The organism is Mucilaginibacter limnophilus (genome assembly GCF_004005815.1).
GTDB lineage: Bacteria > Bacteroidota > Bacteroidia > Sphingobacteriales > Sphingobacteriaceae > Mucilaginibacter > Mucilaginibacter limnophilus.
Window position 1 is genome coordinate 102,151 of the sequence record NZ_SACK01000001.1, and the last position, 12,424, is coordinate 114,574.

At 43.9% G+C, this 12,424-nt stretch carries 7 protein-coding genes; 6 read left to right on the forward strand and 1 reads right to left on the reverse strand.

Features of this window, described 5'->3' with window-relative positions; genetic code table 11:
* The first annotated feature begins 42 nt into the window (after positions 1-42).
* The 5 genes from EOD41_RS00415 (at position 43) to EOD41_RS00435 (ending at position 8,183) form a co-directional block, all read left to right on the forward strand.
* On the forward strand, positions 43-906 hold the full coding sequence (locus EOD41_RS00415) for a glycoside hydrolase family 16 protein (RefSeq protein ID WP_240663115.1): 864 nt from the start codon (positions 43-45) through the stop codon (positions 904-906).
* Positions 903-2,384 carry a glycoside hydrolase family 30 protein gene (locus EOD41_RS00420; RefSeq protein ID WP_127702816.1) on the forward strand — a complete coding sequence of 494 codons (1,482 nt, stop codon included), beginning with the start codon at positions 903-905 and terminating at the stop codon, positions 2,382-2,384. The genes EOD41_RS00415 and EOD41_RS00420 overlap by 4 nt, the downstream gene beginning before the upstream one ends.
* Positions 2,385-2,394: 10 nt before the next feature.
* Positions 2,395-3,846 (forward strand): glycoside hydrolase family 30 protein, encoded by a 1,452-nt coding sequence (locus EOD41_RS00425; RefSeq protein WP_127702817.1) that lies wholly within the window; start codon positions 2,395-2,397, stop codon positions 3,844-3,846.
* Between the two features lie 15 nt (positions 3,847-3,861).
* The gene (locus tag EOD41_RS00430) at positions 3,862-5,628 is read left to right on the forward strand and encodes a cellulase family glycosylhydrolase (RefSeq protein ID WP_240663117.1); all 1,767 of its coding nucleotides are present in this window, start codon (positions 3,862-3,864) and stop codon (positions 5,626-5,628) included.
* 86 nt (positions 5,629-5,714) lie between these two features.
* Positions 5,715-8,183 carry a DUF4982 domain-containing protein gene (locus EOD41_RS00435; protein ID WP_127702818.1) on the forward strand — a complete coding sequence of 823 codons (2,469 nt, stop codon included), beginning with the start codon at positions 5,715-5,717 and terminating at the stop codon, positions 8,181-8,183.
* Positions 8,184-8,284: 101 nt separating this feature from the next.
* Here EOD41_RS00435 and EOD41_RS00440 read toward each other — a convergent pair whose 3' ends face one another.
* On the reverse strand, positions 8,285-9,136 hold the full coding sequence (locus EOD41_RS00440; protein WP_127702819.1) for a hypothetical protein: 852 nt from the start codon (positions 9,134-9,136) through the stop codon (positions 8,285-8,287).
* Between the two features lie 528 nt (positions 9,137-9,664).
* Between EOD41_RS00440 and EOD41_RS00445 the strand changes: the two genes are divergently transcribed.
* Complete coding sequence (locus EOD41_RS00445; RefSeq protein ID WP_127702820.1) at positions 9,665-12,301, forward strand: TonB-dependent receptor; 2,637 nt, start codon at positions 9,665-9,667, stop codon at positions 12,299-12,301.
* The last annotated feature ends 123 nt before the right edge of the window (positions 12,302-12,424 follow it).

Here is a 12,424-nt window from a genome sequence, read left to right on the forward strand (position 1 = left end):
GCTATCACCCCTGCTGTAACGGCAGGGGTGGTTTTTTATCTGATGAGAACATACGCTATGCTACATAAGTTGCTGCTTTTTTCGTTCACACTTGCCATGCTTTCGTGCTCAAAAAAAGCAGAAGAGAAAAAGACGATTTTTACTCCACCCAAGCTTGTTGATAAAAATTGGGAGTTTGAAACTAACCCTGTTTGGGCCGATGAATTTGATTATACAGGCTTACCCAATGCCACGAAATGGGATTATGATACAGGCGGAAGTGGTTGGGGTAATAACGAGTTGCAAAACTATACCAACCGTTTAGACAATGCCAGCGTTGCAGATGGTAAGCTGACCATCACCGCTAAAATTGAAAACCTGGGTGGCAGACAGTACACCTCAGCACGTGTGGTAAGCCGCGGCAAAGGCGATTTTTTATACGGACGTTTTGAAATAAAGGCTAAGCTTCCGTCAGGAAAAGGTACCTGGCCCGCAATTTGGATGCTGCCTACCGACCGTGCTTACGGCGACTGGCCCAAATCAGGCGAGATAGATATTATGGAACATGTAGGGTACGACCCGAACGTAATCCATTTCAGCACGCACACCGAAGCTTATTATTTTAAGATCAACACACAAAAAACGGCTACTAAAAGGATAGCTACAGCTACTACCGACTTCCATGTGTACCGGGTTGACTGGACGCCTTATGCCATACGCGGGTTTATTGATGGTGTAAAATATTTCGAATTTGTAAACGAAGGCAAAGGCTATACTGTTTGGCCGTTTGACAAACCTTTTCACCTGCTGCTTAACGTAGCCGTAGGCGGCGACTGGGGCGGCGCACAGGGCGTTGATAACAGTACTTTCCCGAATGCTATGGAAGTTGATTATGTGCGTGTATATAAAATGATAGAAAAACCATGATGTTTAAACGAGTAATGATACAAGGAAAGATATTATTGTTTACCGCAGCTGTATTATCGGCGCTTAGCCCGATATCCGGTTGTAGTAAAAAAGATTCAAGCGGCGGAGGACAGGTTAACCCACCACCACCTGATGACAGCGGCCCCTTTAAAACCGATGTAGTGAGCTGGGTTACCAATGGCGATAAAACATCGCTGTTTAAAAAGCAGAATGTGAGCATCATGTTCACATCGCCAAATACACAATTTTCAACAATTGAAGTTAATGACGCTACTACTTATCAAACCATTGATGGTTTTGGTTATACCTTAACCGGTGGTAGCGCTACACATATAAACAAGCTGCAGTCGACCACAAAAGATAACTTGTTAAACGAACTTTTCCGTACCGACAGCACTTATATCGGCGTAAGCTACCTGCGTATCAGCATTGGCGCGTCTGACCTGAGCGCTCAGCCGTTTACTTATGACGAAGTTACTGCAGGGCAAACAGATGTCAACCTTGATCATTTTACTATTGAAAAAGAACAGGTTGATCTGATCCCGGTACTGAAAAAAATCATCGCTATTAACCCGGACATTAAAATACTGGGTTCGCCCTGGACAGCGCCTACCTGGATGAAAGATAATAATGCTTTTAAAGGCGGCAGCTTAAAACCTGAATACTACCAGGCCTATGCCAATTATTTTGTAAAGTATATACAGGCCATGAAAGCAGAAGGTATCGTTATTGATGCCATCACTCCGCAAAACGAACCTTTGCACGGTGGTAATAATCCAAGCATGGTTATGCAGGCCGCCGAACAGGCCAAGTTTATCAAGGAAAACTTAGGTCCGGCGTTTAAAGCGGCTAATATCGAAACAAAAATTATTGTGTATGATCATAATGCCGACCGTCCTGATTATCCTATCGCGATATTGGATGACGCACAGGCTAAAACTTTTGTAGATGGTTCGGCATTTCACCTGTATGGCGGCGACATCAGCGCGCTTACCCAGGTGCACAACGCGCACCCGGACAAGAACGTATATTTCACTGAGCAATGGGTAGGCGGTCCTGGCAACTTTGGCGGCGACCTTTCATGGCATACCGAGAACCTGATCATCGGCGCTACACGTAACTGGAGCCGCAACGTTTTGGAATGGAACCTTGCTGCGGATCCTAACTATCGCCCTTACACCGATGGTGGTTGTAATACCTGCCTTGGCGCGTTAACAGTAAACGGCAATACGGTTAGCCGCAATGTGTCATATTACATCATCGCGCAGGCAGCAAAATTTGTAAGGCCGGGATCGATGCGTATTGCCTCAAATCTTGCTGCTAATTTGCCAAATGTTGCCTTTAAAAATCCGGATGGAAAAAGGGTGCTTATTGTGCTGAATAAAGCAACTACGGCACAGTCATTCAACATAAAGTACAATAATAAAACTGCTACGGCAACGCTTAACGCGGGTTCGGTAGGTACGTATATTTTCTAATTCTATTCTGATGTTAAAAAAACATTCATATAAAGCGCTTGCTTCATCGGTTGTGTTGTCGGTATCGGCAATGTGCGCCATCGCGCAGAACAAAGCCTATAATGAAGTGACGGTTTACACAACTGCCCAAAACACCGATCAGCGTATAGCGCAAACCGGTAAGCTAACCTTTACTGATAAAAAACAGCCGCTTGAAACAGAGATCGCCATTTTTGTTGATCCGCAGCATACCTTTCAAACGGTGATTGGTATTGGTGGCGCATTGACTGATGCTTCTGCTGAAACATATTTCAAGCTGCCTAAGGCTGCACAGCAGGAATTTTTGCAGGCTTATTATGATAAAGATAAAGGCATCGGCTATACCTGGGCGCGTACCAGCATAAACAGCACCGATTTTTCAAGTGATACTTATACCTACGTTAAGGATAACGATGCCGAACTGAAGAGTTTCAATCTTGCTCACGATAAAAAGTACAAAATACCTTTTATAAAAGCGGCTACGCAGGCAGCAGGTGGTACTTTGCCGTTATTTGTGAGTCCGTGGAGCCCGCCGGCATGGATGAAAACTAATAACAGCATGCTTAAAGGCGGCAAGTTAAAGCCTGAATTCGCTGCTAACTGGGCAAATTATTATGTAAAGTTTATAAAAGGCTATGAGGCGCTTGGTATACCCATTTTTGGATTAAGCGTGCAAAACGAGCCTATGGCTACGCAAACCTGGGAGTCGTGCATTTACACTGCAGATGAAGAGCGTGACTTTATAAAAAATCACCTTGGGCCAACACTTGAAAAGAATGGCTTGGGCGATAAAAAGATGATTGCATGGGATCATAACCGCGACCTGGCTTTTCACCGTGCAAGCACCATATTAAACGATGCCGACGCCGCAAAATATGTTTGGGGTATTGGCTACCACTGGTACGAAACCTGGACAGGCGCCGGACAAAATTTTCAGAATATCAGACTGATAAAGGAAACATTTCCGAATATCAACCTTGTTTTTACTGAAGGCTGCGTGGAGAAATTCGATCTGGCAAAAGTGAACGACTGGGCGCTTGGCGAACGTTACGGCACTTCTTTGGTGAACGACTTTAACAACGGCACAGTAGCATGGACCGACTGGAACATCCTGCTGGACGAAAAAGGCGGGCCTAACCATGTGGGTAATTTCTGTTTCGCGCCAATACACGCCGATTTGCGCAGCGGTAAACTTATCTATACCAACAGCTATTATTATCTGGGACATTTCTCGAAATTCGTGCGTCCGGGAGCTAAACGGGTGGTAAGCTCTGCCAGTCGCGATGTGCTGTCAACCACTGCATTTCAAAATACCGACGGAAGCCTGGCAGTAGTTGTATTGAATACATCTGATAAAAGCGTACCATACATGCTGTGGTTAAACGGCAGGGCTGCTGAAACCACCAGTCAGCCACACTCAATTACCACATTAATAGTAAAATAACACCCCGAAACAACAATGAAAATACATACAATGATGGGTCGCCTGGCAGGCGGCATAGCCCTTGCCATGCAAATGTTTTCTGGTGATGCAGCTACTGCACAAGGCTTTTTAAAGGCTGATGGTAAGCGCATTGTTAACGAAAAAGGTGAAAATATACTGCTGCGTGGTATCGGTTTCGGCGGATGGATGCTGCAGGAAGGTTATATGCTTGGCGTGTATGCAGAAGGACAGCAATACCGCATAAGAGAGCGCGTTGAAGAGCTAACAAGTAAACAGCAGGCAGATGAGTTTTATGCGGCATGGCTTAAAAATCATACTACCAAAGCTGATATCGACTCGCTGAAAGCATGGGGTTTTAATTCGGTAAGGTTGCCAATGCATTACAACCTGTACACCTTGCCGGTTGATAAAGAACCTGTTGCAGGTAAAAACACCTGGCTTGATAAAGGCTTCGCCATGACCGACAGTCTGCTGGCATGGTGCAAGGCCAATCAAATGTATTTGATACTCGATTTGCATGCGGCACCGGGCGGACAGGGTAACGACCTGAACATTTCCGACCGCGACCCTTCAAAACCATCGCTATGGGAAAGTGAAGCCAATCAGGCTAAAACCGTCGCCCTATGGCATAAACTGGCTGAGCGTTATGCCAACGAGCCATGGATAGGTGGTTATGATATTATTAACGAACCAAACTGGGGTTTCAGCGACCTGAAAAACGATAAGAATGGTACCGGCGAAAAGGAAAATAAACCATTACGTAAGCTGATGATGGATATCACCACGGCTATCCGCCAGGTGGATAAAAAGCATATCATTATAATTGAAGGTAACGGCTGGGGGAACAACTATAATGGCGTTTTGCCGCAGTGGGATAACAATATGGTGCTAAGCTTCCACAAATACTGGAACTATAATGATGAAGCGTCGATTAAGCATATTATTGATTATCGTGACAAGTACAACATCCCGGCCTGGCTGGGTGAAACCGGTGAAAACTCGAACGTTTGGTTTACGCAAGCCATCAGTTTGCTCGAAAAAAATAACATAGGCTGGGCATGGTGGCCGCTTAAAAAATTGGGTGGCAACAACCCTTTGCAAGTACGCAATAACCCGGCTTACGAGCAGGTGCAGCGCTACTGGCGCGGCGAAGGCCTCAAACCCGATGCAGCAACCGCTTATAAGGGACTGATGCAACTGGCCGCAAATACTAACATCAAAACCAACATTGTGCATCACGATGTTATTGACGCGATGCTACGCCAGCCATCTACCAAAGTTACAAAACCGTTTGCAGCTAATCGGTTAAATAAAAGCCTGACTATTAACGCGGTTGATTATGACCTGGGAACTAACGGATACGCCTACTTTGACACTGATACGGCAGATTACCATGTTTCTACAGGTAAAAGCACGGCCGGTAACAAAGGCGGTGCTTACCGTAATGATGGTGTCGATATTTTAAAAGCCGATGACGGCGGAATATATTTTGTTAGCGATATTGAAGATGGCGAATGGCTGCAATATACGGTGGATGTATTGGAAAAAGGTAACTATAGCATTAAAGTGAAAGTTGCCGGGAATAATGAGGCTGCAGTATCAGCATTAAATGGCACTACTACTATCATAAAGAATGTTTCTTTGCCGGTTAAAGACGGTTCTCAAAAATGGCAGGAAGTCACTTTAGGAAAAGTAACGCTTAACAAAGGTGCCAATCATCTGCGTATCTTGGCTGATAAGGGCGGGTTCAATCTTTCACAAATTATCATTACCAAAAATTAATTGTACAAAATACATTAATACACCTATAAATATTCCCCTATTGAGTATATTGCAGTAACTAATTATAACTGCTGTAAAGGGAAGATATGAACAACGGCAAATCTATTTTAACAACCAAAATAAAAGCAAGCGGCAAATTTTATTTGCTGCTTGCTGCATTTTTAGTCACGGCGTTTTCGGGCTTTGCCCAAACGCGCAGCGAAGCATTGCTTACCGATAACTGGAAATTTTACCGGGGCAAGAACGACGCGGCTTACAATAAAAGTTTCAACGACAAAAATTGGCAAACGGTGTCTGTTCCGCATGATTGGGCGATAGCCGGACCGTTTGACAAAGAGATTGACAAACAGGTTGTAGCTATTGAGCAAAACGGCGAAACAAAACCCACCGAAAAAACTGGCCGTACCGGTGCGCTGCCTTACATTGGCGAGGGCTGGTACCGTAAAACTTTCCGTATATCAAATCTCACCAAAGGCAAAAGGGTGCTGATACAGTTTGACGGCGCGATGAGCGAACCGCGTGTGTACTTCAACGGCAAACAGGTTGGCGAGTGGAATTACGGTTACAACTACTTTTATATTGATGTAACCGACCTGGCTCTGGCTGATGCCGATAACGTTTTAGCTGTACATCTTAACAATCGCCCACAATCATCACGCTGGTACCCCGGCGCAGGGCTGTTCCGCAATGTGCATTTGATTGTTAAGGATGAAATCAGTATTGACAACTGGGGCGTGTCTATAACTACGCCGGTTGTTAACGAGCAGTTATCAAAGGTCAATATCAAAACCAAAATAACCGGTAGCAATGTACGCCTTGTAACGCAAGTGCTTGATGCGCAAGGCAAGGAAGTAGTTTCAGAAACCACAGAAAAAATATTTGGTAACGAGTTTGAGCAAAACATCGCGGTAGCTAATTCTAAACTATGGAGCCCTGAAACGCCATATTTGTACACCGCAGTAACCAGATTGTATCAGGGTGATGTGTTAAAAGACGAAGTGAAAACACGTTTTGGCATACGTACCATCAGCTATCAGCAGGGGACAGGATTTAGCTTGAACGGTGTTAAGCGTAAGTTTAAGGGTGTATGCCTGCATCATGACCTTGGTCCGCTGGGGGCGGCAATCAACGTGGCAGCATTAAAGAGACAATTAACCATATTGAAAGACATGGGCTGCGATGCCATCCGTAGTTCCCATAATATGCCCTCGCCCGAGCAATTGGAACTTTGCGATGAAATGGGCTTTATGTTCCTGGCTGAAAGTTTTGACGAATGGGCAAAGCCGAAGGTAGAAAATGGCTATCACTTGTATTTCGATAAAGATGCCGAAAAAGATGTGGTAAACCTTGTTAGGGCTAACCGTAACCATCCCTGCATTGTGATGTGGAGCGCCGGTAACGAGGTGCCCGATCAATGGGGTGCCGAAGGCGTTAAACGTGCCAAATGGCTGCAGGATCTGTTTCATCGTGAAGACCCGACGCGCCCTGTAACCGTGGGTATGGATCAGGTTAAAAATACCATGCAATCGGGCTTTGGCGCATTGCTGGACGTGCCGGGATTAAATTACCGTACGCACCTTTATGAAGAGGCCTTTGAAAAGTTTCCGCAGGGATTTATTCTTGGATCGGAAACAGCCTCTACTGTTAGCTCACGCGGCGTTTATAAATTCCCGGTTGTGTTTGCCAAAAACAAACAATATAATGATCTGCAATGCTCATCGTACGATATGGAGTGCTGCGATTGGTCGAACCTGCCGGATGACGACTTTGTGCTGCAAGATGACAAGCCGTGGGTGATTGGAGAGTTTGTTTGGACGGGCTTTGACTACCTTGGTGAGCCAACACCATATGATGATTACTGGCCGTCGCGCAGTTCATATTTTGGTATTTGTGACCTGGCGGGTATCCCTAAAGACAGATATTATTTATACCGTAGCCGCTGGAACAAGGAGGAACCAACACTGCATATATTACCGCATTGGAACTGGGAAGGCCGGGAAGGCCAAACTACACCGGTTTTTGTTTACACCAATTATGATAGTGCCGAGCTTTTTGTAAATGGCAAAAGCCAGGGTATCCGCAAAAAGAACAATGAAACACACCAAAGCCGCTACAGGCTGATGTGGATGGATGTAAAGTATGAACCCGGTACTTTAAAGGTTGTAGCTTATGATAGCACAGGTAAAGTAGCCGCCGAAGAAAAAGTGGTTACAGCTGGTAAGCCATATCAAATTGTACTTAATGCTGATAGAAAAATGCTTACTGCTGACGGCAAAGACATTGCGTATGTTACGGTATCAGTTGTTGATAAAAATGGTTGCCCTTGCCCAACTGGAACGCAGCAACTAAAGTTCAATGTAAAAGGGCAGGGAACATTTAAGGCAGTTTGTAATGGCGATGCTACCTCGCTTGAGCCATTCACTAAGCCAACCATGAAGCTTTTCAGTGGGAAATTAGTTGTGCTGGTTGAATCGGCTAAGCAAAAAGGCAATATTGAACTTGCTGTAACAGGGAGTTCACTTAAAGGCGCAAAGATCAACTTAAAAGCCAACTAAAAAAGTAGCTGATATTTATTCTTTTTAATGGTTTGCAAACACCAACGGTTAAAAGTGAACCCCTAACCGTTGGCTGGAAATTGCGCTAAGCTGGCAACCCGTTAAAATGGGAACAGCATCAAAGGCAAACCTGCTATGCTCTTTTTAATCTCCTGAATTTTATCAAAATGATGATTGTTATTCACTATGGCAACTGCGCCGCAATTAAGACCGTGAACAAGCACATCAAGCGCTTCATTTAGTTCAGTTTTATTTATGTTACAAAATTGAGGGCGCTGATCGTTTTTGCAAAGAGCGGTTAATGCAGCAAATTTATCCGCTGCGAAGGTTGCTTCAATATCAGGTAAGCCTGAGGCCGAAAGATGGGCAACAAGTAATTGGGAACCAAAGTAACCGCCAAGCGAATTAAGGAACTTTATAATACGAGGCTGGCAATATCGCAGGTCTGTTAAATATACTATGCGCTCGGGTGGTGTAATACATCCGTTAATATTAGGTAGCAACAGCGCGGGGCAATTTAAACGGTACATTAAACGGCGGGCGATATTGGTAACCGTACCGCTATCATCCGTCTCGGATTGTGATGTAATTATCAGCTCACAATTGGCTTGTTTAACAAACTCGAATAGTTTATCAACCGGCTTTAATTCGGCATCGACATAAACATCAGCGTTTATATGGCTGGTTAGAGGCTCTGATTTAGGTTCTTCAATGTGTTCGTGATAGCTGCCGGTTAAAGCTAAACGCCGGTGAGCGGTAGTTTCAACCCTTCTATTTAAGTAGTTACCAACATGTGCCACTAATAATTTGCATCCTTGTAATGCGGCCAGACGCTCGGCGGCTAAAGCAACTGAGTAGCTTTGTTTACCGGTGTGTATAAATAAGATTGTTCCCATCGAGTTATGCAGCACCAATGCGGTTAGATATATTACAGCGCTTTTTTCCTTATACATTGTTTTTGATTGCGAGGCTGTACAGCCGCAGGTAGCTACTACTTTAAGGAATGAAACCGATAAAGGTTTTTAAAATTTGAAAATAATTGAAAAGTAGGATAATATTATAACTTATAGTTAATATTCAAGTTTTAAATTTTTATATAGTTGTAAATCCTCGCGTGTATAATTAGAATAAAATCTACTATTTCTATAGATTTTATTGATTATTTGAAAAAGTGTTTTACATTTGTGCCACAAATTAATTACAATCTGATACATTTTAGCTGAATGGAACTTTATCCAACTTCTTGTATGAACTTTAAAACAACAACCTTCAAACAAATAATGCGTATCTCATCCGCTTGCTGTTGTTGATATTACCGGCTACTACAGCCAACCACGAATTCTATATAAGTCACTGATTTTTGCAAAGGACTAAGGTGTTTAAAGGCACCGAAGTCATCTTATGTCAAAGCCCAATATTAATTTAAACAACCCTTAACGCGCTCATAACCAAAACAAAGCGCATAAATAAATCCCAATCACATGAAAAAGAGTTTACTCATTTTATTTGCACTTATATTTTCAACGGGCTTAGCCGTTGCTCAAAACAAAGTTACAGGTGTAGTTAAGCGCCTCGACGGCTCACCAGTGCCCCGCGCAACCGTGTCAATAAGAGGTACAAGCACAGTTGTAAGCGCCGACGACGATGGCGCGTTTAGCATTGAAGCCAAACAAGAACCACCTTTTTATATACAGGTTAGTTCGGTAGGGTATAAGCCTCAAGACTTTCAGGTTCTGGCATTTCAAACTACACCATTAGAGCTGGTGCTGGTTGAAAATGCGCTGCTTGATGAGATTGTTGTAACATCAAGAAGACGTTCAGAAGTATTGCAGGATGTGCCTATTCCAATTTCAGTTGTTGGCGGTACGCAAATTGACCAGGCTGGCGCCTTCAACGTAAACCGTGTCAAAGAACTTATTCCATCTGTTCAGTTATATACTTCAAATCCACGTAACACAGGTATTAACATTCGTGGTATTGGTTCACCATTTGGTTTAACAAATGATGGTCTTGATCCGGGTGTTGGTTTTTACGTAGACGGTGTTTACTACGCACGTCCTGCCGCTGCTACGCTTGATTTTATTGATATCGACCGTATTGAGGTGCTACGTGGCCCGCAGGGTACCTTGTTTGGTAAAAACACCAGTGCAGGCGCTATTAACATTACCACACGCAAGCCTACATTTACACCTGAAGCCTCTTTTGAAACCAGCTTTGGAAATTACGGCTACATTCAAGCAAAAGCTTCGATTTCAGGTCCGTTAAGTAAGAAATTTGCAGCACGTGTATCTTTCTCAGGTACTCAGCGTAATGGTCTTGTTGAAAACATAGCTACCGGACGCGCTACTAATGACATCAACAATCTTGGCGGCCGCGCTCAGTTATTGTTCAGGCCTTCAGATAATGTTTCTATCACGCTGGCCGGCGACGTATCTGACCAAAAACCTGATGGTTACGCACAGGTTGTTGCAGGAGTAGTAAAAACAAACCGTCCCGCTTACCGGCAGTTTGACGCTATTACTGCCGATTTAAATTATAAGCTGCCAAGCACCAACCCTTTCGACCGTATAATTGATCATGATACGCCATGGAGATCAGGCAACCAGCTTGGTGGTGTTTCGTTAAACGCTGATATTAAAGTTGGCCCGGGTACGTTAACTTCAACCACTGCATGGCGTTACTGGAACTGGGATCCATCAAATGACAGGGACTTTACAGGCTTACCGGTATTGGCCAAATCACAAAACCCGGCCAAACATAAAAACTGGTCGCAGGAAGTGCGTTATGCAGGCCAACTATCTGAAAAGTTAAGCGGTGTGGTAGGTTTATTTTATATCGACCAGGAAGTAAAGATTACCGGTACTGAAGAGTCGGGCTCGGCTCAGGCACGTTTTTCAAAAAGCTCAACCGGGGCAATTAAAGGCGTAGCCGATACCACTTATGATGATCTTTGGGCTATACCGGGCTTGTTAGACGGTTATGGTATTTATACCGACGCTTCAATAAAATCACAAAGCGCGGCGGCATTTGCCAGTATCGACTGGGAGTTTGCTAAGAACTTTCACATACTGCCGGGTGTGCGTTTCAATTACGATAACAAAGAGGTATACTACAACCGCGTTGCAAAAGGTGGTTTAGATATAGCTTCAACCTCTTACAGCAGCACTATAAAAACGGAACTTCAAAAAATAAAAAGCGGTGTGTACAGCAGCCAGCAATATGATGCCGACGCTGATGAAAAGAACTTCACCTATTCGGCTACCGCAGCCTACAAGCCAAGCAGGCGCCTTAATGCTTTTGCTACTTATTCAACCAGTTTTAAACCTGTGGGTGTAAACGTGGCAGGTTTGCCAACTACTACAGTTGACGGTAAAACAGTGGCCGATCTTAGCTTAGCCGTTATCAAGCCGGAAAAAACAAAACATTATGAAATTGGCGTTAAAACCACACCACTTGATAACCTGATACTGAATTTAACTTTCCATAACTCGGATATTAAAAACTATCAAACCAACGTTAACTCACCTGAGTTAGGTGTAAACCGTGGTTACATAGCCAATGCCGATAAAGTAAACGTAAAAGGCCTTGAGTTTGACGGTAGCTACAGATTAAACCAAAATTTCTCTTTTTATGGAGCTGCATCTTATACCGATGCAAAATATGTAAAATTTACCAATGCACCGCTTCCGCTTGAAGAGACCGGATTAACAACTCAAGTTGATGGCAAGGCAGTACAGGTTGCGTTTAAAGATATATCAGGCGGCAGGCTTCCGGGCGTTTCCAAATGGGCTGGCTCATTAGGTGGTGAGTATGCTACCCCGTTTAAAGCTTATGGTAAAGACACCAAGTTCTTTATAGCAGCCGACGGATTTTTCCGTTCGTCTTTCTCATCAAGCCCGTCACCATCTGCATATTTGAACATTGATGGCTATACGCTTATCAATGCAAGGGTAGGTTTTAAAGCTGTAAAAGGCGTATCTGCTTACATTTGGAGCCGCAATTTGCTTAACACAAACTATTTTGAGCAATTATTGCCTGCAGGAGGTAATGCCGGTCATTATGCGGCAGTGCTGGGCGATCAGCGCACCTTCGGTGTAACATTGCGCTACGTTTTATAATCAGTCATATAATCATCCTAATATATGCCCTTCATACATACGTATGAGGGGCTTTTTGTTTAATTGCACTATCAGGACAGTGCATAACAGTTGTTTGTAAGCTACAGTGTAGATTTGGCTGAT